General features: G+C 41.5%; 19 protein-coding genes and 1 pseudogene. 18 read left to right on the forward strand and 2 right to left on the reverse strand.

Annotated elements, in window-relative coordinates; all coding sequences use genetic code 11:
- The 5 genes and pseudogenes from BLR93_RS06260 to BLR93_RS06280 all read left to right on the forward strand — a co-directional run.
- Positions 1-1,518, forward strand: a 1,518-nt coding sequence (locus BLR93_RS06260; RefSeq protein WP_175559274.1) for an SH3 domain-containing protein, incomplete at its 5' end; no start/stop codon positions are given.
- Between the two features lie 130 nt (positions 1,519-1,648).
- Entirely contained in the window at positions 1,649-2,767 is a 1,119-nt protein-coding gene (gene wecB, locus BLR93_RS06265; protein ID WP_093212413.1) for a non-hydrolyzing UDP-N-acetylglucosamine 2-epimerase, read from the forward strand.
- Positions 2,768-2,868: 101 nt separating this feature from the next.
- Positions 2,869-3,789 carry an LCP family glycopolymer transferase gene (locus BLR93_RS06270; RefSeq protein WP_093212415.1) on the forward strand — a complete coding sequence of 307 codons (921 nt, stop codon included), beginning with the start codon at positions 2,869-2,871 and terminating at the stop codon, positions 3,787-3,789.
- 236 nt (positions 3,790-4,025) lie between these two features.
- A pseudogene (locus tag BLR93_RS06275) lies at positions 4,026-4,169 on the forward strand (adenylyl-sulfate kinase); the annotation flags it as partial.
- A gap of 481 nt (positions 4,170-4,650) precedes the next feature.
- Positions 4,651-4,869, forward strand: coding sequence for a hypothetical protein (locus BLR93_RS06280; protein ID WP_093212417.1), 219 nt, complete (start codon positions 4,651-4,653; stop codon positions 4,867-4,869).
- Positions 4,870-4,918: 49 nt separating this feature from the next.
- Here BLR93_RS06280 and BLR93_RS17970 read toward each other — a convergent pair whose 3' ends face one another.
- On the reverse strand, positions 4,919-5,089 hold the full coding sequence (locus BLR93_RS17970; protein ID WP_175559275.1) for a hypothetical protein: 171 nt from the start codon (positions 5,087-5,089) through the stop codon (positions 4,919-4,921).
- Positions 5,090-5,234: 145 nt separating this feature from the next.
- Between BLR93_RS17970 and BLR93_RS06285 the strand changes: the two genes are divergently transcribed.
- Positions 5,235-5,543, forward strand: coding sequence for a DUF5634 family protein (locus BLR93_RS06285; RefSeq protein WP_093212419.1), 309 nt, complete (start codon positions 5,235-5,237; stop codon positions 5,541-5,543).
- Positions 5,544-5,731: 188 nt separating this feature from the next.
- Here the strand turns inward: BLR93_RS06285 and BLR93_RS06290 are convergent, their stop codons facing one another.
- Positions 5,732-6,565: an aldo/keto reductase gene (locus BLR93_RS06290; protein WP_093212421.1), complete on the reverse strand. Its 834-nt coding sequence runs from the start codon at positions 6,563-6,565 to the stop codon at positions 5,732-5,734.
- Positions 6,566-6,896: 331 nt separating this feature from the next.
- Here BLR93_RS06290 and BLR93_RS06295 point away from each other — a divergent pair, with 331 nt between their 5' ends.
- The 12 genes from BLR93_RS06295 to BLR93_RS06350 all read left to right on the forward strand — a co-directional run bounded on the left by BLR93_RS06295 (position 6,897) and on the right by BLR93_RS06350 (position 25,835).
- Entirely contained in the window at positions 6,897-8,435 is a 1,539-nt protein-coding gene (locus BLR93_RS06295) for a response regulator transcription factor (protein ID WP_093212423.1), read from the forward strand.
- A gap of 9 nt (positions 8,436-8,444) precedes the next feature.
- Positions 8,445-10,265, forward strand: a complete 1,821-nt coding sequence (locus BLR93_RS06300) for a sensor histidine kinase (protein ID WP_093212425.1) — start codon at positions 8,445-8,447, stop codon at positions 10,263-10,265.
- Between the two features lie 144 nt (positions 10,266-10,409).
- Positions 10,410-11,669 (forward strand): ABC transporter substrate-binding protein, encoded by a 1,260-nt coding sequence (locus BLR93_RS06305; RefSeq protein ID WP_093213439.1) that lies wholly within the window; start codon positions 10,410-10,412, stop codon positions 11,667-11,669.
- Positions 11,670-11,949: 280 nt separating this feature from the next.
- A complete protein-coding gene (locus BLR93_RS06310; protein ID WP_245690080.1) occupies positions 11,950-12,873 on the forward strand; it encodes a carbohydrate ABC transporter permease in 924 nt (307 codons plus the stop codon).
- A complete protein-coding gene (locus BLR93_RS06315) occupies positions 12,870-13,697 on the forward strand; it encodes a carbohydrate ABC transporter permease (RefSeq protein ID WP_093212429.1) in 828 nt (275 codons plus the stop codon). Before BLR93_RS06310 ends, BLR93_RS06315 begins: the two co-directional genes overlap by 4 nt.
- 38 nt (positions 13,698-13,735) lie before the next feature.
- A complete protein-coding gene (gene lacZ / locus BLR93_RS06320; protein ID WP_093212431.1) occupies positions 13,736-16,861 on the forward strand; it encodes a beta-galactosidase, LacZ type in 3,126 nt (1,041 codons plus the stop codon).
- Positions 16,862-17,179: 318 nt separating this feature from the next.
- Positions 17,180-19,804 (forward strand): glycosyl hydrolase 53 family protein, encoded by a 2,625-nt coding sequence (locus tag BLR93_RS06325; protein WP_093212433.1) that lies wholly within the window; start codon positions 17,180-17,182, stop codon positions 19,802-19,804.
- Between the two features lie 131 nt (positions 19,805-19,935).
- On the forward strand, positions 19,936-22,026 hold the full coding sequence (locus tag BLR93_RS06330) for a beta-galactosidase (RefSeq protein WP_093212435.1): 2,091 nt from the start codon (positions 19,936-19,938) through the stop codon (positions 22,024-22,026).
- Positions 22,013-23,758, forward strand: coding sequence for a glycoside hydrolase family 35 protein (locus BLR93_RS06335; protein ID WP_175559276.1), 1,746 nt, complete (start codon positions 22,013-22,015; stop codon positions 23,756-23,758). The genes BLR93_RS06330 and BLR93_RS06335 overlap by 14 nt, the downstream gene beginning before the upstream one ends.
- A 511-nt stretch (positions 23,759-24,269) precedes the next feature.
- The gene (locus BLR93_RS06340) at positions 24,270-24,683 is read left to right on the forward strand and encodes a YhfM domain-containing protein (RefSeq protein ID WP_093212439.1); all 414 of its coding nucleotides are present in this window, start codon (positions 24,270-24,272) and stop codon (positions 24,681-24,683) included.
- 99 nt (positions 24,684-24,782) lie between these two features.
- Positions 24,783-24,989 carry a hypothetical protein gene (locus tag BLR93_RS06345; RefSeq protein WP_093212441.1) on the forward strand — a complete coding sequence of 69 codons (207 nt, stop codon included), beginning with the start codon at positions 24,783-24,785 and terminating at the stop codon, positions 24,987-24,989.
- Between the two features lie 183 nt (positions 24,990-25,172).
- A complete protein-coding gene (locus BLR93_RS06350; RefSeq protein ID WP_093212443.1) occupies positions 25,173-25,835 on the forward strand; it encodes an HAD family hydrolase in 663 nt (220 codons plus the stop codon).
- Positions 25,836-25,940: the final 105 nt, after the last annotated feature.

A 25,940-nucleotide genomic window follows, 5' to 3' on the forward strand; every position in this document is an offset into this window, starting at 1 on the left:
TATGATAATGCATCGGGAAGCTTGAAACCATTCGGTAAGATAGAAAAAGGGGAGAGATTCCCAATCGCAACCGACTACGGCAACTGGTGGCGTGTTCTTTACTCCGATCAGGTAGGCTATGTTAGTAAAGATAGGGTGAAGGCTGCATTCAAAAGTGGGGATGCTTATTTCCGAGTCTTTAAAGATAATTTGGCTGTGTATGATAATAGTGGTTCCTCATTGAAAAAAGTGGGTGAATTAAAGAAAGGACAAGCCTACCCGATTTTAAGGGATTACGGTAACTGGTGGCGAATCCAGTTCGGTGAAATTTATGGTTATGTTCGTAAAGCAGACACAGGTTATGCTACGGAATCAGAAGTTCCTAACTTAAATAAAAAGTATTCTAATTCGGATAGTGATTTAGTAACAAATGATAAGGTTACGGTCTATGATAATACGTCAGGAAGTTTAGTGGCTTTCGGAAGTTTAGAAGCAGAGACAGTATTTCCTATCGCTACTGACTATGGAGACTGGTGGCGAGTCGTTTTCGCCGATCGTGTTGGATATGTTAATAAAAGTGATGTGGGTATCTACGGTGTTAGTAAAACCAACTATGATCTTACTTTAACTGAAGCAGTCAAGCTCCAAATGAAGGTGAATCCTCAGACTGATTCAAATTATGGATATGTATCCAAGTCTTATATAGACAGTAATGATGAAGTGACTGCAAGTGTGTTGAATGTTAGAGGGGGACCTGGAACTAAATACAAGGAGATTGGACAATTGACCAACGGGACTAAGGTCAGCATCTTAGGTGAATATGATGGTTGGTATCAGATTAAATTCAATGGGAATGCTCAATGGGTTACTGCCAGTGAAGAAGACGTTCGATACTATCTAAATCCAAACAACTTTTTGGAAAATGATCGTCAGAAGTTTCAATTTCTTGATTTAGGAAGAGCCAGCAATGCTACAACAGCGGAATTGGATGGTTATTTGTCAGGTAAAGGAATACTTTCTGGTAAAGGCAGCTCCTTTATAGATGCAAGTAATATCCATGGAATAAGTGATGTTTACTTAGTTTCCCACGCTCTGTTAGAAACTGGTAATGGAACAGCAGACCTCTCCACTGGGGTAGAAGTCGGGAAAGACAATTCTGGTGCCCTAGTATTAGTTAATAATGACAACCGCAATAGTTTAAAAGACATTAAAACAACCTATAATATGTATGGCATAGGAGCTGTTGATGGTAATGCTTATGAGGGAGGAGCGTTCCGTGCTTACCGTGAAGGCTGGTTCAGTCCAGAAAAGGCTATCATAGGCGGAGCGAAGTTTATTGGCAACAGCTTTATAAAAGCTGGTCAGAATACCCTGTACAAAATGCGCTGGAATCCAGCAGCCATGGATTCCTATGGTTATGCTTCTCATCAATACGCTACAGATATTGGCTGGGCATATAAACAGGTCGGTACAATGTACAATTTGTATCAAGATATTGGGTTAACTACTCTATTTTTAGATGTACCATTATATAAGTAAAGAAAAAGCCTGCAAATTTTTTGCAGGCTTTTTTTGCTTTTTTAATTATCTTTCGTGATATGATATAATTCTATTTATGAATCAAAGATAGACAATATTCGAACATTCAACATTAACAGGAGTGACATAATTGGACAAGCCTATTAAAGTAATGACAATCTTTGGGACGAGACCAGAAGCGATAAAAATGGCACCTTTAATCCTGGAATTGAGCAAGCGCCCCCAGGAATTCGAAGGTATTGTAACGGTAACTGCCCAGCACCGGGAAATGTTAGATCAAGTGTTGGAGATTTTCGAGATAACACCTGACTATGATTTAGATATTATGAAGAAACAGCAGTCACTTACAGAGATAACAAATAGAGCGTTGAAAGGCCTTGATGAAGTAATGAAGGAAGCTAAGCCGGATATAGTCTTAGTTCATGGCGATACCACTACAACTTTTGCAGCCTCTCTTGCTGCATTTTATAACCAGATTGCAGTCGGCCATGTCGAAGCAGGTCTGCGTACATGGGATAAGTATTCTCCTTATCCTGAGGAAATGAACCGCCAGTTGACAGGGATAATGGCTGATTTGCATTTTTCGCCAACTGAAAAATCCAAACAAAATCTTTTACAAGAAAACAAGGCGGAGGATCGGATTTTCGTTACAGGCAATACAGCTATTGATGCGTTAAAAACAACAGTTGACAACACCTATACAAGTGAGGTGCTTGATGGGCTGAATGGAAAAAAACTAGTACTTATGACAGCTCACCGAAGGGAAAACTTAGGGGGAAACATGGAACAAATGTTCCGCGCAATTAAGCGCTTAGTAGAAACACATGACGATATCCAAGTGGTCTATCCAGTACATCTTAACCCTTTAATCCAAAGAACAGCGAATGAAATTCTGGGGAATGATGGTCGAATTAAGTTGATTGAACCTTTGAGTGTTGTTGATTTCCATAATTTCGCCTCACGTGCTTATTTAATTTTGACAGATTCCGGAGGTGTACAGGAAGAAGCACCTTCCCTTGGTGTACCTGTGCTTGTTCTGCGAGACACTACAGAACGACCGGAAGGTATTGATGCAGGGACATTGAAGCTTGCAGGAACAGAGGAAGAAAATATCTTTAATTTAGCCAATGAACTTCTGTCAAATAAGGCAATGTATGAAAAAATGGCTTATGCTTCAAACCCTTATGGGGATGGGGAAGCATCAAGGCGTATTGCCGATGCAATTAAGTTGTATTTTCAAGAAAGTTAATTGAAATGTAAAATTCCACTATTTTTGCAGGAGTGGTATCTTGTCATTTAACAAATAACCATATTAGAAAAATTATATAAGAAAAGGGAAGATGTAAACAGATGAAACGTTCTCAATATAAAAAGAAGTCCAAAAAGTCATGGATTAAAGGATTATTAGTTATAGTCTTATTACTAATGGCAGGTTCAGGTGCTTTTATATATTCAATTTACCATAATGCAAAACAAACTGTAGCAAATAAAATAACTCAGCCAGTGGATTCTATTGATACGACTATTGGTAAAAAGAAAGTAAAAGATCAAGAACCTTTAAATGTATTGCTGCTTGGCGTCGATGAGAGAGAAAATGATGCGGGTAGATCTGATGCTATGATGGTACTGTCATTAAATCCGAAGCAGGATAGTATGGAGCTTGTAAGTATCCCTAGAGATACGAGAGCAGAGATAGTAGGTAAAGGAACCGAAGACAAGATTAATCATGCCTATGCTTTTGGCGGTGTAGATATGTCTGTTAATACAGTAGAGAAATTTCTTGATATTGAGTTAGATTACTATGTTCGTTTAAATATGGAAGGCTTGACTGAGCTGGTGGGAGCTGTAGGAGGTATTACGGTAGATAATGAAATAGAGTTTACACGGAAGGGTTATCATTATCCACTTGGCGAGATTCAGCTTAGTCAAGAGGAAACCTTAGATTATGTCAGAATGCGTAAACAGGACCCAAATGGGGATTTTGGACGTAATGAACGCCAAAGAAAGGTGATTAAGGGAATCATTGATAAAGGGGCTTCGATTGGATCGGTAAGTAAAATAGATGATATTGTTCAAGTGCTTGGCAACAACATGGCAAGTAATATGGATTTTGAAGATATGCAAAATTTGTTACTAAACTATCGAGATACCAGAAAGAATGTTACCACTTATCAGATGCAAGGATCAGGAACAAAGATAGATGGCATTTACTATTATGTCATAAATGATGAGGAAATTGACAAAGTGAAAGAAATGATTAATTCCAATTAAACTTTGCCTAGATAATATTGCTTGAAAAGAAAACTGCGCAGATTCGGCGCAGTTTTTTACTTGGATATCGAAATTTGTAAAATTGTGTTATAATTTTTGAGGATTTAAAAGGTTTATGCTTGTTTTGGAACTGATGATTCGGCGTATCTTTTTGCTCGAAGAGTGACGATTTTTGAACTTTCTGCTTGGGCAATATTTATGATGTAATTAATTACTAGAACTAAGCTCGTGCTGGAGAAATTAGGGGCTTTACCGGAATTGATGATCCATATGAAGAACCGGAAGATCCGGAAGTTACAATTGAAACAGACAAGCAGTCATTAGATGAATCAGTACAAATGATTATTGATTATTTGCAACAAAAGGGGTATTCGTCTTAATGAGCAATATTGACTTAACTAGCTGTTGGACGTGTCCTTACAAACCGGAAAGGAAATATTGAAAGTTTATACCCAGGATTTTGAAGTAGAGGCCAAAGCAGATAAATCACCATTAACGCTAGCTGATTAACATGCTCACCACGTTATTTTAGACGGATTAAACGATTATTATCCTAATATCCCTGTGTTGAGTGAAGAAGGAAGAGATATTCCATATGAAGAAAGAAAAGACTGGCAGTCGTTCTGGTTGGTTGACCGATTAGATGGCACGAAATAATTTGTCAAAAAGAATGGTGAATTCCCAGTAAATATTGCATTAATAGAGGGGGCTGTTTTTTAGCAGAATTGTAGAAGAGAAGCGGTATGTGATTTTGCCGCTTCTTTCACTATTTTATCGTTCACCATAAATCGAGTTTAAACTCATATAAAACCAAAATACAGGAAGAATAACTGTATACGCACATTTACTGGAGGGACAGCAATGAAAAACAACGAGCAGCTAAAGAAAGAGATGAATAATGTTAAAACGGAAACGGACAGTTCTGCGGTATTGAATGATGTAGTGAATAGTGAGTTTGAACAACATCCCGGCCAAAATGAAGAACTTACGAAAGATCGGGACCGTCGGCTTTCGCCTGCTCAAGAAATTGTCCGGGATAACACGGACGGAAAAACATGGATGAATACGGAAGAAGAATAAGCGAAAAGCAGTTGGCTCCGGATTTCGGAATCCAACTGCTTTTTTAAGATTATTCTTCCTTTTTCCCGCGCGGTTCATTTAAATAATGATTTTCTCCTGGAGTATAAGTGATGTCACGAAAATCGTCTGCTTCTTGTCCCGGATACGTCAATTGCTGTTCAGCAACGGGGTTGTCTTTCTTTTCGCGCTTCATGTTATTTGGGTCCTTTGCTCTATCCATTAAATCAAATCCTTCTCAAGTTCTTTTAGGTCTTCATCAAATAGTTTGCTTAGAAAATGAAGAGATACACAAGGAAATTTTTGCATGAATGGCTTGTAGGTAAGGAAAGCATATTAATAATAATGCGATCATGGAGGGATAAGCTATGGAAAATGTATCGATTGACCAAATAATGAATGACTTACAAGAATCATTTCGTCCGCTTATGGATAAATACGACATTGACGATATTGGCACCTTCGAAGAGGAAGGACAGGATCAACATTATTATGTTGGTTATACCGTAAGAAAAGATGGAAGGGTGTATATGGTGCATATGCCGTTCACTAAAAATGCTGATGGGCAATTATCTTTAGCCAGACAGGAGTGGACAGTGGAAACAGATGATCCAACAGATGAAGATCTCGGCGGTTTTCCAACTATCGATGCTGTATTTGAGCATTTGTTTAAATAGCGTGTGGAATGGTCAATAGATTGGAATGGAAGAGAGACGGGAACAGCACGTGGCCGGCGGCCCGCAGAACGAAGGAATGAGCCCGTGCCCGCGGAAAGCGACTGTCCGGAGTGGAGAAATCTTTCCTCTTTATTAATGAAGGAGCTCCCCTATAAGTTGTATAACTTATGGGACAGCCCCTTTGTTTATTATTTCTTTTTATCCGGATCACCGAAGGCACGTATGCCCGTATCCATTTGATCAATCGCTGCCATATCTTCCGCAGTCAGCTCGAAGTCAAATACATCGGCATTGGCGATAATACGATGCTCTTTTGTCGACTTCGGGATTGTCACTACACCACTTTGTAAGTCCCAGCGAATAATCACTTGTGCAGGTGATTTGCCGTATTTATCACCAATCTTTGTTAATGTTGGATCATCTAACAGTTCGCCCTGCTTCAACGGCGACCAGGCTTCTACTTGAATACTGTGCTTCTTACAGTAAGCTCTTAATTCCTTTTGGGCAAAATGCGGGTGGAACTCTACCTGGTTGATCATCGGCGTAATTTCTGCATCATCCAGCAGCACATCGATATGATGTTCTTTGAAGTTACTGACACCGATGGCCCGCACTTTTCCTTCCTTGTACAACTTCTCCATCGCCTTCCATGTTTCTATGAATTTCCCCTGGGATGGCACCGGCCAGTGGATTAAATACAAATCGAGATAATCCAGCCCTAATTTATCGAGACTGGCTTGATAAGCGGCAAGGGTTGAGTCATAGCCCTGGTCGCCATTCCATACCTTGGAGGTGATGAAAAGTTTATCACGGGAGACTCCCGACTCTTTAATGCCTTGCCCTACACCTTCCTCGTTTTTATAGACAGCAGCTGTGTCAATACTTATATAGCCATTGTTGATCGCCGCTTTCACAGACTCGACAGCTTCTTTTCCATCTGATACTTTAAAAACACCCAGCCCGAGCCATGGCATTTTCACTCCATTAGGTAATGCCACAGTGTCCTGCAAGCTTTTCACCATATGATTTCCTCCTGTCGATTATTATTTACTTAATTTTCGCATATTTCTTTAAAAAGACAACCATAAAGACTGCAAAGCCTTATTTTTAGATGGAATATGCTAAATATTGCATTCGCTTGATTTGAACGATTGTTCTATAATATAGGAAAGGTCAGAAAATCAGCTGATAGTTTATTTTAGAAAAGCTATCGTTATGATAAAGTTGTTCCATCTACTCTAGAGTGTAGCATTGCTTGTGACACGTATCGTACGCTAAGTTTCCTCGCCGGGCATAGATAACAGAGCCCCGGTTTTCCAAAAGACTATGCGGTTTCTTAAGGGGGAGATTGTTGTGAATAGTCTGTGCAGAGTATTAATAGTTGATGATGAAATGCTGATCAGACAAGGAATTATCAACTATATTGATTGGGAGCAGGAAGGTTTCCGGATTGTAGGTGAGGCTTCGAATGGCAGGGAAGCCTTGCAGATGATTGAAACGTTACAACCCCATATTCTGATTACGGATATTGTGATGCCGGATATCGATGGAACTGAATTAGTTAGATTGGCAAAAGAGAAATACCCAGATCTGGAAATCATTGTTTTAAGCAGTTTTGAAGATTTTGATTATGTCCGGTCTACCTTTCAAAATGGGGTAGCAGATTATATTCTGAAGCCAAAATTAAATGGGGAAGAGTTAATCAAAACGTTGCGGAAATTAGTACCTGTTCCTCTAAGTTCTGACGAAGTGAAACAAAGGCCTGTCACCGTAGAGGAACTATTAGAAAAGAGTATTCGGGGATATTCCATCACGAGTATGGAAGAAAGGCTGGCGAAAGGATTTGCTTACGACCAATTCTGTATTGCAGCAGTTTATCTGCCTGAAAATAAGGAAAATGCTTTGCCCTTTGACGAAATCAACAAACAGTTAAAGCAGCAGGGGCGTCTTGTCGATACATGGTTAGCACCGGATAATGTAAGCGATTTCCGTGTTATGCTTGTTAATTTTGAGGCCGACCAGCTGTCAGCCATTAAACAAATAATCGCACATGCAGCTAAGCAGTATAGAACGTCCGAATCCAATATCTCTATACTGATGAGTGTCCCATTTACATCGATTCATGAGTTGAAGGACGTTTACAAGAATAACTTGTTAAAGATGAAGGACTACTTGTTTTATTTAACAGAAGAGCCAGTGTTAATTTATGATGCTTTGCCGGGGGAAGTAAACCATCGGCCATTTGATTTAAGCCAGTTTATTGATCTCTTTAAACAGAAAAAATTTGACATTGCAATTGATTCATTAAAGGAACATTTGGATCGTTTAATGAAAAATTATACCCAGGATATATTTGAATTCAAATCATGGCTGGAGAATATTATCTTTAATACGATCGTGCTTTTAGCCAATATGAAATATGATGTAGAAGAATTGGAGATAGCGAAATACCAATATTTTGCAGATATTAATGAGGCAGCAAATGCCAGGCAGGCGGTTGCCCGATTTTACGATTTTCTTGATGCTGTCCAAACAATGATTGCGGTAGATGGCAGCAGGGAATCTTCGACTAACATCCAGGCGTTATTACAATACATTGAGGAACATTACGCCGAGCCTCTTTCTTTAACCACTTTAGCGGATCATTTTCACTATAACCCTTCTTATTTATCCAGTTATTTTAGTACTCATCTTCATATTGGGTTTAGTGATTATTTAAATCAAGTAAGGATTGAAAAGGCAAAGGCTATCCTCGCAGCCGGGTCTGTTCCAATCAGCCGGGTAAGTGAAATGGTCGGTTACGGGGAACCCAGTTATTTCTGTAAAGTGTTCAAACGAATAGAAGGTTTGTCTCCTGGACGTTATCGCAAAAAAAGCAAAGCGAAGATTTGAGGATAAATGATGAATAAGTTATTAAGAGCGATTCAGACAAACAGTTTATTTGTGAAAATGTTTCTTGTTATGGTCATTAGTATTATATCTGTTACAGTGCTGATTACCTTTAGTACCATTCGCATGTCTAATAATTTGTTCATGGAGACATTCAGCATTACTAATACAAAGGTGCTTAACCAAATTAAACAGCAATTCGAATCCTATAGCTATTCCGTCGTATATACGACAATCAACGTACAAAACAACGGTACGATAAAGCGGCTGCTGACAAAGGAGAATGTTAGCTCGCTGGAGGCATCCAATTCCTTTTATACAATAAAAGAGCAAATGGACCGCATGTTTTCCCATAATCCGAGTGACGCAAACATGATTGTCCTAGGCAAAAACAATCAGTTATTTAATATGAAATATATAAACTGGTCGGTTTCCGCGGATGCACTAATTGACCATCCAATCACGAAAAACTCGAACCAGCATCCGAATGAAATTCTCTATCAATTTGTGTCAGAAGGGGATTTTACCAATGGCAGGCCAATGATTGTAGCAACAAAGGCGCTAACAGAGAGATCCACGGAAAATGTTTACGGCTATCTCTATATTCCGATTCGGGAGCGTGATTTGCGGGAGTTTTATGAAGGCTACACGAGTGAGGGGAACAGTGTCCTAGTCATGAATGGTCGTGGAGAAATTATCTCCAGTAATCAGCAGGAATTAATTGGACAAACTTCACAGAAGTTGCTTGCGGCTGCGAAAGAAACCGAAGAAAATGGCATTGAGTACAAGGACGTTCACGTCCTTGATAAAGATTATCTGCTCTTAACATCAGCTTTGCCCGCACTTGATATGTATCTGGTCAATCTGGTTGACCAGGAATTAGTCATTGATAATTTGGTAGATAGAAGAGAAATTGTATTGATCAGCATAGCCATTGTGCTGCTCGCAGTCGGTATTGTATTTATTATCTCCAGGAGAATGACGACTTCCTTAAGAAGACTTGTCAAACAAATCTCCAATATGGCGAAGTATGACTTTAATAAGCCTGTCGCAGCAAGTGGCGGCTATGAGGCGAGGAAATTGGCAAACGCCTTTAACTATATGCTGAATGAATTACAAGAGCATGTAGACAATTTAATAAAGGCACAGCGCAAGCAGCGAAAATCGGAGCTTGAGGCGCTGCAGCACCAAATTAATCCCCACTTTCTCTATAACACGTTGACGTCAGTCAAGTTTCTGGTAAAAGAAAATAAAAAAGCAGAAGCGCTGGAGACAATTGATGCGCTAATCCCGTTATTGCAAAATGCACTTGGCAATGTGGATGAGACGATTACGGTCGAACAAGAAGTAACGAATATCAAAAACTATGTGCAGATTAATCAAACAAGGTATGGAGACAGAATCAAAGTGAATACACTAATCTCTCCGGATTGTTTGCATTATCATTTGCCAAAGCTGGTCATCCAGCCCTTTATAGAAAATGCCTTTTTCCATGCCTTTACCGAGAAGAAACAAGGATTTATACAAATCCTGATTGCGGAGCGGGACGATAGGCTGGTTTGCGAAGTAGTTGACACGGGAGACGGCATGCAAGTAAACAAAATGCAGGGCAATAAAGGAAAAAGACAACTGTTTAGCGGGATTGGAGTGCGGAACGTCCATGAGCGAATCCAATTATTGTTTGGCAAAGAATATGGTATAGAAGTATCAAGCGAATTAAATAAAGGAACAAAAGTAAAAATCATTTTACCTATAATAGATGAAAATGATAAAAATAATACTATTTCCAAAGATAATACCAAAACTCGTTTTCTTGGAGGTGAAAACTTCTAAAGATAGTTAAATAATTACCTAAAGATCGTTCTAACGGTCTTTTTTTTTGAATGTTATGATTTAAACAAGCGCAATGATAACGCTTACATTATAGAGGGGGTTACCAAATTGAAGTATTTTCAGTACAGAAAGACTTGGTTGTTGATGTTAACCGTTGTCACATTCCTTGTTTTAGCAGCATGCTCTTCTGATGATGCGAACAGTAATGCAGATGGAGGAGAAGAGCCGGATAAAATTACGGCTTGGGCATGGGATCCACATTTTAATATTGCGGCATTGGAAATTGCAAAAGAGGCATACAGTGAAGATATAAACCTGGAAATAATCGAAAATGCGCAGGATGATATTGTACAAAAGTTAAATACAGGGCTTAGTTCCGGCAGTATGAAAGGAATGCCTAATATTGTTTTAATCGAAGATCAACGAGCACAAAGCTTTTTACAATCCTATCCAGATGCTTTCTATCCTATCGGTGAATACTTTAACACAGACGATTTCGCCAATTATAAGCTGGCGCCTACCAGTCTTGATGGAAAACAGTATGGATTACCTTTTGACACAGGTGTAACAGGTTTGTTCTTCCGTACCGACTACCTTCAAGAAGCCGGATATACGATGGAGGACTTAACAAACATCACTTGGCAGGAATACATCGAAATCGGTAAAGACGTTAAAGCAAAAACAGGAAAAGATATGATTTCACTTGATCCAAATGATTTAGGACTTATTCGTGTAATGATTCAAAGTGCTGGTTCCTGGTATGTTGAAGAAGATGGCGAAACCGTCAATCTTGTAGATAACGAACCATTAAGAAAAGCTTTTGAAAACTATAAAGCAATGATAGAAGCAGACTTTGTCAAAGCAAATTCGGATTGGAGCCAGTTCATTGCTGCTTTCAATAGTGGCGATGTGGCAACTGTTCCAAGCGGTAACTGGATTGCACCTAGCATCGAAGCAGAAGAATCACAGGCTGGTAAGTGGGCAGTTGCTCCGATCCCAAGATTAAACATGGACGGTGCGGTCAACGCATCCAACCAGGGCGGAAGCTCTTTCTACGTATTGGATATTCCAGGAAAAGAAAAAGCGGCCGAGTTTTTGGCTGATACGTTTGGCTCGAATAGCGATTTTTACCAGGATCTCGTGCTGGACGTTGGTGCTCTTGGCACCTATTCACCAGCTGCAGACGGAGAAGCATACCAGGCTGAAAATGATTACTTCAGCGGACAAACTGTCATCTCCGACTTCTCTGCCTGGACGGAAGAAATTCCTAGCGTTAATTATGGCTTGCATACGTATGCGATTGAAGACATTTTAGCAGCAGAAATGCAAAACTATTTAAAAGGAAAAGACCTGGACAAAGTATTAGCCGATGCTCAGGCACAGGCAGAATCGCAATTAAAGTAACCCGCAAATCGAAAGGATAAAACTTGAAGGCACTCTTATAAGAGAAGCACCGGTTATTTGGAAAAAGGCTCTGTAAACGCTGCTGCTATTTTACAGAAAAGTGTGGGAGTCTCCCGCGGAAAAACAGTCTGCTGTCCGTGGAATGCTGGCAATCTCAGAAAACAAAGCCTTGGAAAGTAAAAATTTTAATCACAAAGGGATTCTGCGAAAGCTGCTTGTACTTTCAAAGAATCCCTTTCTTTCAAAATCGGGCTTCACTTATGTGTAAGGAGGAGAAATGATGAGTAAAGTCTTGAAAAGAGCAAGTTTGCCTACAGCCAGTAAAAAATCAATCGGCAGACGGTTCAAAAACAATTACATTGGATGGTTATTTATCCTGATAGCTGCAGCAGGGATCAGTTTATTTTACTTTTATCCGATGATTCGGGCCCTGCTTCTTTCCTTCCAGTCAGGAATGGGATCTAACCTTGAATATGTTGGCTTAGATAACTATATAAGACTATTTAGTGATCCAACGTTTATTGCGGCCTTGTCGAATACGTTTATCTATTTACTCGTTCAAGTTCCTGTAATGATCATCCTGGCATTGTTTTTTTCTGTGCTTTTGAATGATGCGACATTAAAATTTAAAGGGTTCTTTCGGACGGCGATTTTTTTACCGTGTGTAACTTCGCTTGTTGCTTATGCTGTTATCTTTAAGTACCTGTTTGGCGTTGATGGGTTAATCAATCAGTTTCTTCTTGACTTGTCTATTATCTCGGAGCCATTAAATTGGCTGTCTGATCCCGTTTTGGCGAAAATCACCATTATCGTTGCGATTACGTGGAGATGGACAGGATACAATATGATTTTCTATTTATCTGCTTTGCAAAACGTCGACCGATCAATGTATGAAGCGGCGAAAATCGATGGAGCCTCAAGCTTTCAGCAATTTTTCTACATTACTGTACCAATGTTAAAGCCGATTATATTGTTTACTTCGATCATTTCGACCATCGGGACCTTGCAATTATTTGACGAGGTAATGAATATTACTAACGGCGGACCGGGAAATGCAACGCTTTCCATATCTATGTACATTTATAATCTTTCATTTGAGTACAGTCCTGATTTTGGGTATGCGGCAACTGTATCATACGTCATTGTTATCCTGATTGTTCTGTTATCTCTCATTCAATTTAAAGTGGCAGGTGATGACAAGTGAGAAAGTTTAAAAGAATAGCGACATACACCTTTTTAAGTATTGCTGCGCTTGTATCAATTTTTCCATTTTTGTGGATGCTCGTCAGTATGACCAATAAATCGGTTGATGTTACCAAAGGCCGGCTGCTGCCGGGGACACATTTATTCGAAAACTTTAAAGTGTTATTTGAATCCGTCGACATGCTGACAGCCTTAGTGAATTCAACAATTATCGCGGTAATTACTACCTTTTTGACACTGTTAATCGGCTCTCTTGCCGGTTATGGATTTGAAATCTACCGGTCACCGGGCAAGGATAGGATTTTTAATATACTTTTGCTCTCCATGATGATCCCTTTTGCAGCAATCATGATCCCTTTGTACCGCTTATTTGGGGGCATTTCTTCCAGTATGCCTTTCCTTGGGATTGATACGTTAGCAGCAGCGATACTGCCAACGATTATTACAGCATTTTTTATCTTTTTCTTCCGTCAGAACACAAAGATGTTCGCGAAGGATTTGGTCGAAGCTGGGAGAATTGATGGGTTGAGTGAGTTAGGAATCTTTTTCCGCATTTATTTGCCTACAATGAAAACAACCTATGCAGCGGCGGCAATCATCGCTTTTATGAACAGCTGGAATAACTATCTATGGCCGCTGGTTGTTTTGCAATCTCCTGAAAATCAAACAATTCCATTGCTTATTTCCAATCTTGGTGCCGGTTATTCGCCGGACTATGGTGTGATTATGGCAGCAATTGTTATCGCAACGCTTCCGACAGCGATTGTTTTCTTCATTATGCAAAAGCATTTCGTCGAAGGAATGATGGGATCTGTCAAAGGATAATAGCAGAAGTCAATATTTTATAGCAGGAGGTAGGGATGATGGTCCAAAACAAAAATGATTGGGAAAATGTACAAGTATTACAGCGGAATCGCAAGAAAGAGCGTGCGCAATTCATTCCATTTACGGACAAACGGAGTGCCTTGACGTTTGATCGAAAGCATGCGTCAGCTTTTAAATTATTGAATGGAATATGGAAATTCCACTATGCGGAGAATCCAAGTCTTTCGCCAGAGGAATTTTATGCGGAAGGTTTTCAAACAAAGGACTGGGATGATTTATATGTTCCATCCTCCTGGCAAATGCATGGTTATGGAAAACCTGCCTATACCAATGTGGTTTACCCCTTTCCGGTAGACCCTCCGTTCGTTCCGAGCGAAAATCCGACGGGTTCTTATGTAAAGGAATTCTGGATAACGAAGGATTGGCTCGATAAACAAGTGACGGTGAGATTTGAAGGCGTAGACAGCGCGTTTTATGTTTGGGTGAACGGCAAGGAAGTCGGCTATAGCCAGGGAAGCCGAATACCATCCGAATTTGATCTTACTGCATATCTAAGAGAAGGAAGCAACAAACTGGCCGTCCAGGTTTATCAATGGTCTGATGGCACCTATATAGAGGATCAGGATATGTGGTGGCTAAGCGGAATATTTCGGGATGTATATTTGTTAGCTGTCCCTAAGGTACATGTAGAAGATTATTTTGTTAAGACAATTTTTGATGAAAATGAGGAAAATGCAGTGCTGCATGTGGAGGCATTGATTGAAAATAGCAGCAATAGGAATGTTTCCGACTATAAGCTGCAGTATCACTTGTTGGATGCAAACGGACAGACGGTCATTGATGAGGAACTAAGCCAACCTATTTCGGTTGCCGCCAACAGCAAGAAAACTGTGGTTCAAACCTTTTCCGTTGATAATCCTAGCAAGTGGTCTGCAGAGGATCCATATTTGTATAAACTGCTCCTTTCCTTGAAAAAAGAAACAAATGAAATTGCTGAAGTTATCCCGGCAAAAGTCGGCTTCCGTTCGATAAAGTTGAAGGATGGCTTGTTTTATGTAAACGGGGCGGCAATTAAGTTAAAGGGCGTTAACCGTCATGATCATCATCCAGACTTAGGTCGTGCTGTTCCGTTGGAGTGGATGGAGGAAGACGTCAAGCTGATGAAGCAACATAATATTAATGCTGTTCGCACTGCTCATTATCCGAACGATCCACGGTTCTATGATTTATGCGACAAGTATGGCCTTTATGTAATTGACGAGGCAGACTTGGAAACGCATGGATTTGATGTAATCGGTAACTGGAACCAGTTAAGTGATGATCCGGAATGGGAAGACGCGTACGTCGATCGGATGAAACGAATGGTGGCCCGTGATAAAAACCATCCTTCGATTATCATGTGGTCATTGGGAAATGAATCCGGTTATGGCAGAAACCATATGGCGATGGCCAATTGGGCGAGGCAATACGACGATACAAGGCTTCTTCATTATGAAGGGGAATGCCGGGCACTTACCCGATCAGAAAGTGACTATGATCCACAGAGAGACCCGGAAGCATCTGATGTGTTTACTACCATGTACACTGCGGTCGGGGTAATGGACTCATTAGGCCAGCGCAAGGATTTAGCTAAGCCGCACATTCTATGTGAGTATGCTCATGCAATGGGCAATGGACCGGGCGGATTGCAGGAATACTGGGAAACCTTCTATAAATATGACCGCCTTCAAGGTGGATTTGTTTGGGAGTGGCTCGATCACGGAATTCGCCAGGTGACGCCAGAGGGAGAAGAATACTTTGCATACGGTGGTGATTTTGGGGAGCAGCCAAACGATTCTAACTTTGTCATTGATGGATTAGTAATGGCAGACCATACACCTTCTCCTGCACTGAAAGAATACAAAAAAGTAATCGAACCGGTTTTGGTAGAAGCAGTTGATCTGAAAACAGGCAAAATAAAGATTACCAACCGTTATGATTTTGTATCACTGGATCATCTACACGCTGCTTGGTCGATTAAGGCTGGAGAAGAAGTCGTCGCTAGTGGAGCAATCCCCGTTTCAGGTATTGGCGCACGTACAAGCAAACAAATTAATTTGCCCTATCATCTTGAAGGTTACCACGGCACAGCTGACGATTTCTGGCTAGACATAGAGTTTACGCTTGCGAACGATAACGCATGGGCTAATATAGGACACCAGATTGCATGGGCTCAGTTCGAGCTGCCAGTAAACAAGGGGAAACAGGCGGTAGAAACAAGCCTGTCCGGGCAGCCGCTGCTAGTGGAAGATAGAAAGGATAGTCTGCTTGTACGAGGGGAGCATTTCCTTCTTTTGATCGATAAAGCATCTGGAAAACTCACCGAATATAAGTACCAAGGAATAGATCTGCTGAGAACAGGTCCTGCACTTAATTTATGGCGGGCACCTATTGATAACGATCTATGGGCACAGGTTCATTGGAAGGATATCCCTTCCATTAAGGAATGGAAAGATTATGGTCTTCATTGGCTGCAGGAACGAATCCATTCTGTCAGCTATAAACAATTAGGCCATCATCAGTTGGAAGTAGTCGTGGCGGCACGTGTTGCCCCGCCGGTCTTAAATTGGGGTCTTTCGACAACTTATACTTACACCATCGATTCTAATGGCAAACTGATTATCGATGTGAAAGGAGACCCGTATGGCAAACTTCCAAACACCTTTCCTCGCATTGGGCTCAAAATGGAAATCCCGGCTGCACTTCATAGGGTGAAGTGGTATGGACTTGGACCGGGAGAGTCTTATATAGATAGCAAACAAGCAAACCGTGTCGGCGTCTGGAGAAAAACAGTAGACGATTTGCATACGCCATATGTTTACCCACAAGAAAATGGCAGTCGGCATCAAGTCCGCTGGGCTCAGGCTACCAACGAATCGGGAATTGGTATCAAGTTTACCGGGCAGCCCGTTTTTGATTTTAATGCCCAATTCTATACCTCAGAGAACCTGGAAAAGGCACAGCACACGTATGACTTAGTCAAACAGGATTTCGTGACAATCCTGCTTGATCATCGGCAGCATGGGCTTGGTTCGGCAAGCTGCGGACCAGACGTCTTGGATAAGTATCAGTTAAAAAGCGGGTCTTTTCAATTCGGGCTGGAAATGGAGCCGAGTTTTAAGTGAACCAAAAGCAAGCATGAAATTCTCTTAATCTATCAAATAGATGTTTGATTAAAGGTCTGAATGTTCACCGGCTATTCTGTAATTAGATGCCAGGTGGATGAAAGGTTCATCAAAGGTTGATTGGTGACATTGCAGACTACCTGTTTTCCTGTCTTTTGCGGGGGCCAGGTAGTCTTATATGTCGGCAGAGGCATAGACTGCGGCGTTGTTTCATGATGAAAAAGCAGCAGTTTGATAGAGTGAGTCGGATCATGGCGCCATATTTCCCCTGCATCAACAGTTTATTTATGAAATCTATGTAGAAGGAGACCGGTATAAATGAAATTAGGAAAAATAACTAGTTTGCTATTAATTATTGCCATGCTTCTTTCGTTAGCACCGCCTGTAACGGCCCAAACTTCTCAAATAAAGATCAAGGGCGGAGACTTTACGATGGTTCCGGGTGGTTTTTCGGTCTTGCAGTTTACAACTGCTGAAGGAGTTTCCCTTGAGGAATATTCCTGGAAAGTCAGTAATGAAAATGTAGTAGATGTAGATTCGCAGACAGGCAGAATCGATGCTTTAGGTACTGGGCAGGCTGTCATCACCTTAAACGCAGTCGATGCCGAGGGTAAGGCTTATCAGGCGAGCAGCGAAGTAACCGTGGCGGCAGGAGCGGCGCCGATCGTTGAACCCATCCCAGAACTGCAAAACAACAATAGACCGGATTTCATGATGGGGGCAGACGTTTCTTCTTTGTATCAAATCATGGAAGCAGACAAAAAGTTTTATGACCTGAACGGGCAAGAATCCCACTTATTCGACGTACTGGAGGAAAATGGCGTCAACTGGGTTCGATTGCGCGTATGGAATGATCCCTATGATAAATATGGCAACCCTTATGGTGGCGGAAATAGTAATCTGGATACAACAATCGCACTTGCTAAACAGGCAAAGCAAAGAGACATGAAATTGTTTGTCACCTTCCATTACAGCGACTTCTGGGCACATCCAGGCCAGCAAATCAAACCAAAGGAATGGTCTGATTTAACCGGTGATGAGCTGGTGAACGCTGTCAGTGAATTTACCACCGAATCATTAATGGAAATGAAGGAAGCCGGCGTCTATCCGAACATGGTCGGTATCGGAAATGAAACGAACAGCGATATTTTAGAACAGCAGTTTAACCTTACTTCGGAAGGCTACATGAATCCAATCGCTGTAGACATATTTAAAGCTGGTGCGGCGGCCGTACGCAACACCGATCCAAATGCTGATGATCCAGAAAATAAAGCATTGGTTTCGTTTCATCTGGCCAACGGAAACAATACATGGCTTTATAATAGTTTTGCATCTGCCTTGGAGAAAAACAATGTCGATTATGATGCCCTCGGTGCCTCCTATTATCCATCATGGCATGGAACTTATGATGCAGTGTTAAATAACCTAAACAATATTACAGAGAAATACGGGAAATATGCTTTTATCGCAGAAACAGCATATCCATGGACAATCAAGGAAGATGCTGGCGACGATACACCGCAAAACTTTAAGGATGGCGACGTCAGTACCGTTGGTTTGGCTGCCTCTGTACAAGGACAGGCGACTGCTCTTCGCGAGGTAATTAATGTGGCCGCAAAAATTAATAATGAAAAGGGACTCGGTGCTTTCTATTGGGAACCAGCCTGGCTGCCAGGCAATACGACAGGATGGGCAGCCCCCTATGGAACTGGCTGGGAAGTAGCGGGGTTGTTTGATATCAATGGCTATGCACTTCCTTCCTTACAAACATTTAACCTCGTTCGAGGAGACCAATCCGTGCCGCAGAATGCCGGAGCATATGCTTACGGATGGGAAACGCAAGTCATGATAAACAAGGGTGACAGCCTTGAAATGCCTGAAAAAATCAGCGCTGTTAAAAACAACGGAATGATGGGAGATACCAAGCGTACGATCGCAAAGCAGCCAGTGGAATGGAACAAGGAGGATATCGACGATATTAATGTCCATGTTCCAGGAGAATACATTGTCTTTGGCAGTGTCGCAGGTAAACAGAATAATGCGTTTGCTCATGTAATCATTAAAGAAGATGATTTGGCCGCTGCTGCAGCTCCAACCTTTAGCTTACCCGATGGCAGTATAGTAGATGTAGTAGATGGGGATGGATACTCTTATTCTACCAGGCATCTGGTAGAAGGAGGCAGCTATATCGAACTGAAAACAGCAACTCCCAATGCAGGAATCTATTTTACGCTGGATGGAGCAGACCCTATAAGTGGTACGGGGGCTAGCAAACAACTGGTAGGGGCTCCATATATTAAGGCATATGATTCCATTCGTACTTACGCAGGTCCCATCCAAATTTCGCAAAACGTCCATATACAGGCTGCTGCTAAGCGGTCAGGGTACCATTATGTGTCAGGGCAGTGGGGCTCAGCAAAAATGCTGTTAGATTACAGCCCAATCGTGAGTGCCAGCTATAAAGCAGTTTATGAATATAGCGATGACCTCCTGTCCAATGGCGGCTTTGAAAGCGGTGACCTTAATGGCTGGAAGCTGAAGACAAATGGAGATATTGCTGAAGTTATTACAGCTGAAAACGACGTGACAACAGCTTATGCTGGCGATCACGCGTTTAAGTTCTCGTTAGCGCCGGGAGATAGTCTGAATCTCAGGCAGAAAGCAAAGAAGCTTCCAGACGGCATTTACAAGCTGTCCCTTTATGCCAGAGGCGATAACCAAACAACAAATCAGACAGACATGAAACTTTCAGCCTTTACACAGGGGAAGGAATACAGTGGTACGGTAGAAACGGTAAAAGTTCCGGAAGGCAAAATGATTTGGCGAAAGTATTCAGTAAAAAATATTGAAGTCAAGAACGGAAATGTAGAGATTCGCTTTGATGCGGATACTAGTGAATCTTATACGGGTTATCTCGATCATGTTGTGTTAGAAAAATATTAAAAACAGTACCCCTTCAGCTCTAAAGAGGGCAAGGGGATACCTATTCTTTTTTGCCGCTGGAAAATTACGCCGTTGTTTACTACCAGCCATACGAAGTGGTTGAATACTAATGAAAAAGACAGGTGATCAATATGACGAAGCGATACAAACCAGTCAGCCAGAAAATCCCGAAAATGCTGAATGGCGCTGATTATAACCCTGAACAATGGGATCAGTATCCAGGTATTTTAGAAGAAGACATGCGGCTAATGAAGCTGGCCAAATGCAACGTGATGTCTGTTGGCATTTTTTCCTGGGCAAAATTGGAGCCGGAGGAAGGCGTCTTTCACTTTGAGTGGCTCGACAATATCCTCGATAAACTGGCGGAAAATGGTATATTTGCATTTTTAGCTACCCCAAGCGGGGCGCGCCCTGCCTGGATGTCGGAAAAGTATGAGGAAGTGCTCCGGGTAGGCCCAGACAGGGTCAGAAACTTGCATGGTTTAAGGCACAATCACTGTTATACTTCTCCGGTTTACCGGGAGAAAGTTTCGATTATCAACAGTAAACTGGCCGAAAGGTATGCCAATCATCCAGCAGTGATTGGATGGCACATATCCAATGAATACGGCGGGGAATGCCATTGTGATTATTGCCAGGATGCCTTCCGTGAATGGCTGAAGAATAAGTACGGGACACTCGATAACGTAAACCATAGCTGGTGGGCATCATTCTGGAGCCATACGTATTCTGCCTGGTCACAAATTGAATCACCGGCACCGCACGGGGAAACAATGGTCCACGGTCTGAATTTGGACTGGAAGCGGTTTGTGACAGACCAGACGCTGAATTTCTTTATCCATGAGGTGAAGCCATTAAAAAAGGTTAATCCGGATTTGCCTGTGACTACCAACTTTATGGAGGCGTTTGAAGGGCTTAATTATGCAAAGTTTGCAGAAGCGTTAGACTTTGTTTCCTGGGATTCCTATCCGACATGGCACGATCAGAATGGTGATATCAACCAGGCAGCCTGGGTAGCGATGAACCATGACATGTTCCGTTCTATCAAAGGCGGCAAGCCTTTTTTGTTAATGGAGAGCACGCCGAGCTTAACGAACTGGCAGCCAATCAGTAAATTAAAGCGGCCTGGCATGCATTTACTAGCTTCGATGCAGGCTGTGGCCCACGGCTCTGACTCTGTCCAATATTTTCAATGGCGAAAAAGCAGGGGATCGAGCGAGAAGTTCCATGGTGCCGTGGTCGATCACGTTGGAAACGAACATACCAGGGTTTTTAAAGACGTAACCAGCGTCGGAGAGACGCTCGATCAATTAGACGCTATTGTCGGAACAGTGGTGGATGCCGAAGTTGCCATCATCTTCGATACTGAAAATAGATGGGCAGTAAAAGATGTCCAAGGTCCCCGCAATCAAGCAATTAACTATGAACAAACGGTAGCAGAACATTATCAGGCATTTTGGAGACAGGGGGTTTCAGCAGATGTCATCGATATGGATAGTGACATCTCCAACTATAAACTGGTGGTAGCTCCGATGCTGTATATGGTCAGACCGGGAGTGGGTGAAAAGATAGAGGCGTATGTCAAACAAGGCGGTACGTTTGTTACTACTTACTGGTCTGGAATTGTAAACGAAAACGATTTGACTAATTTAGGAGGTTTCCCAGGGCCGCTGCGCCGAACGCTCGGCATCTGGTCTGAAGAAATCGATGGATTGTATGATGGACAGACCAACCGTGTCAAAATCGGGGAAAACGAATTAGGGCTGAGCGGTGAGTATACGGCCCATGAGTTATGTGACTTAATTCATTTAGAAGGGGCAACAGCATTGGCGTCGTACCAGAACGACTTCTATGCCGGCCGGCCTGCTCTTACGGTCAATAAGTTCGGGAAAGGGAAGGCTTACTATGTAGCTTCCCGCAATAAACAACCGTTCCACGATGAATTTTTTTCGAAAATTATCGCAGCCTGTGGAATTAAAAAAGCAATCACTACGGATCTGCCTGAAGGAGTATCAGCGCAATGCAGGACAGACGGCAGGCATGATTATCTTTTCCTAATGAACTTTAGTAAAGCAGAGCAGTCTGTCGAATTGCCGGAAGAAGTATTCACAAGCTTAATGGATGATACAGCTGTTTCTGGAAATTGTGTGTTATCCCCTTTTGGGTTGGCTATTTTGAAAAGGGAAAAAGCAGAAAGGAAGACTGATGATGTTACAAGCTAAAGATGGGGCATTTTTTTTAGATAACAAGCCATTACAAATTCTGTCCGGTGCCATTCATTATTTCCGGACCGTACCTGAGCATTGGGAAGACAGACTTCAAAAACTAAAGGCATTAGGGTTAAACACAGTAGAAACCTATGTTCCGTGGAATCTTCATGAACCAAGGAAGGGAACGTTTGATTTTTCCGGGCTGGCTAATGTCGAACGGTTTATACAATTGGCAGATGAGCTAGGCCTATATGTCATTATCAGGCCATCACCTTATATTTGTGCAGAGTGGGAAATGGGCGGCCTGCCTTCCTGGCTGTTGAAGGATCAGGATATGGTGCTGCGCAGTAGTGATCCAGCTTATTTGCAGCATATCGAGGAATATTATGATGTTTTACTTCCTAAGTTCCGTCCTTATTTACACCAGCACGGAGGGCCTATCATAGCGATGCAAATCGAAAACGAATACGGGGCCTATGGAAACGATCAAAAATACTTGGCGTTCTTCAAACAAGAATATGCGAAGCATCGGCTGGAGACATTTCTGTTTACTTCGGATGGACCGGAGTTTATCGAACAAGGATCCCTGCCAGACATCACTACTACATTAAATTTCGGCTCCAAAGCGGCGAGTGCTTTTGACCAATTGGAAAAATTCAAGCCGGGTTCTCCTAAGATGGTTGCTGAGTTCTGGATTGGCTGGTTTGACTATTGGACTGGCGAACACCATACGAGGGACGCGGAAGACGCAGCCCAAGTATTTAAGGAATTACTTGAGAGGAAAAGTTCGGTTAATTTTTATATGTTCCATGGCGGAACCAACTTTGGTTTCATGAATGGGGCTAACCATTATGACCGGTATTATCCGACAATTACTAGCTATGATTATGATAGTTTACTAACCGAAAATGGGGAGATAACGGACAAATATCGGGCCGTCAAACGAACACTAAGCGAATATATACAAGTTCCAGAAGACTATAAAAGTTCCATTACAGCCAAAAATTACGGAACAGTGAGCATACAGGAAGGGGCCAGCTTGTTTGATGTTTTAACGCAAATAAGCACGCGGGTAGAAAATCTGACGCCTCTGCCTATGGAAGCGATTGATCAATCCTACGGCTTTACGCTTTACCGTACACAGGTCAACAAACAAGGCGATTTAACCATGGGAATCGACGCTATCCATGACCGGGCGTACATTTACATGAATGGAAAGTATATCTCTGCTATTTATAAGAACGATGAAGTGCGAGAGATTACACTGCACTTCCAAAGCGAAAGTAACACGCTGGAAATATTAGTGGAGAATATGGGAAGAGCGAATTATGGAGAACACCTGGCAGACAGAAAAGGGATAACCCATAATATTTGGCTGGGGGGACAGTACTTTTTCCATTGGGAAATGTACGCCATCGAGTTAGACCGATTGCCTGAGGACTATCAGCCGAATGGGGATAACAGGTACCCGAAATTTTTCCGGGGAACATTTGATGCCGATGGCTTACATGACACATTTATCGACAGTACTGGCTTCACGAAAGGAAATATTTTCATTAATGGTTTTAATCTGGGCAGGTACTGGAATACAGCAGGCCCGCAGCAAAGGCTTTATTTACCAGGCCCTTTATTGAAGGAAAAGGATAATGAATTAGTGATTCTGGAATTAGAACATACCGATACAGACGAAGTCCGATTGCTCGACGAGCATAAGCTCGGTACTATAATGGACACTACTCAGTAAAATATCATTGCCTCCTAAAGCAGGGCTCATTAGAAACCGTGTAAGGTTGTAAGTGCATTTGTGTACTACTGAAAAAAGTACGCAGGCTTTCAGCGGAGGAAATCCACGGAGACTCCTGCGGGAGGAAAGGCCTCGGTGAGACCCCGCCGAGAGCAAGCTCGAGGAGGCGCACCAGCCGCCCGCGGAAAGCGAAGTATTCTGCCTGCGCAAGTTTAAGCCCCCAACCTTGCTAGAAGGAAGAAATACAGTTGTCACTGTGTCCACAGTAGAAAAGAAAAATCGAACGAGTTCGAATGTTATTCGAATCATCGTTCGATTTTTGTTTTGGCCACTATATTTTTGTCCCAAACTCTTTTTAACGTCCGGAAAAATATGGAGGCTTCAAAAGTAATTGTAATTTCATGTTAAAATATTTCTAGACATATCATCAGGAAATGTGAGTTGGAGAATCTGGAAACATCGAAGGAAGAAGGGAAAGGGAAGCTCCGTCAGCGGAGAGAGGGGAGATCTTATGAGGAAGCTTTTATTACTTTTAGCAGTTTGTAGTGCTACCTTAACTGCTTGTCAATCTCAAAGTGAAAACATGCCATTATTGGATAATGTATCATCTATTTCCGTTTCCGAGTCTAAAGGCTACGGAGGATTAAATGAAAACTATTTTGTTACTTTTAATGAACCAGAAGTGATATGGAGATTTAAAAACATTATAAAGGAAGCCGAACCCACAAAAAAAGACATAACAAATGAAACACCTAACTACGACATATTGGTTCGTTATCAAAATGGAGATACTCACGGATTACATCTTCTGCTTGGAGACGAAGGTGAGGACAGTATCTTCATGTATATCGGTAAAGAGAAGAATGCCTATTTTGTTTCTCCTGAAGATACGGGTAAGCTAGCTAAATTAATAGATGTTAAGTAATCTCTTAGTAACTCGCTAGGTTCTAGTTTATATCAGGTATAGGGGATAATAAAATAAAACAGGAGACCACTAACAGGGCTCCTGCAGGGAGGCAGCAAGATGGACTTTGAACTTAGTTTTAAAAACAAGCAGGTAAGAGCTTGGTTTATTGTGGTAGTACCAATTGCCATATTAGCTGTGATCCTCTTGTTGGTTCTACCTAGAGAACTTCACTTCATACCGACGTTTCTTTCTATCATCGCAAACCTCATCTATGTTGTTTGGCTAATGATCGATATCAAAAGAAAAGGAACTAGTGAAGAGTGAGGCTAAAGTTGCTGCACTAACGTAGTTGAAAACGAGAGGAACAGAAGAAATTAAAATAATACCGAGTAAGTCAAAAGGAGTGTCCAAAGGTTGATATGAATTGGCAACCTATGCCAGTTAGTTCGATAAGTCATTTACATAGTAGTCCTCTGCTACTAATCGTATAAAGGGAGTGAAAAGGGGATGTCAAATTCACTAATTTTTGATATGGATGGAACGCTCTTTCAAACAGATCGAATTTTGGAAGTATCACTTGATGATACTTTTGATCATTTACGGTCACTAAATAAATGGGATACGGTAACTCCTATTGATAAATACCGGGAGATTATGGGGGTGCCCTTGCCAAAAGTATGGGAAACATTGTTACCTAATCATTCTATAGAGGTTAGAGAACATACGGATGCTTACTTTTTGGAAAGATTAGTTGAGAATATAGGACATGGAAAAGGTGCTTTATATCCTAATGTCAAGGAAGTTTTCAGATATTTAAAAGAGAACCATTGTACCATTTACATAGCTAGTAATGGTTTAACCGAATACTTAAAAGCAATAGTCAGTTATTATAATCTTGATAATTGGGTGACTGAAACATTTAGTATCCAGCAAATTGAATCGTTGAATAAATCAGATTTAGTGGAAAGTATTATAAAAAAACATAGTATTACAAATGCAGCAGTAGTAGGAGATCGCCTATCAGATATAAATGCAGCTAGGAATAATGGTTTAATTTCAATAGGGTGCAATTTTGATTTTGCAAGAGAAGATGAACTATCCCAGGCTGATATGGTAATTGATGACTTAATGGAGCTGCAAACATTATTACCTAACTTAAATAGCTGTTGAACATTCTACACCTCTGCTGAATTAGGAAATTATACGGCTCGATACTTTCACACTTCTCCGAGCCCTGTTCCTTTGCAGCTAAATAAACAAGAGGTTGGAACAAAG

It is taken from the genome of Sediminibacillus albus (assembly GCF_900101125.1).
Lineage (GTDB): Bacteria > Bacillota > Bacilli > Bacillales > Amphibacillaceae > Sediminibacillus > Sediminibacillus albus.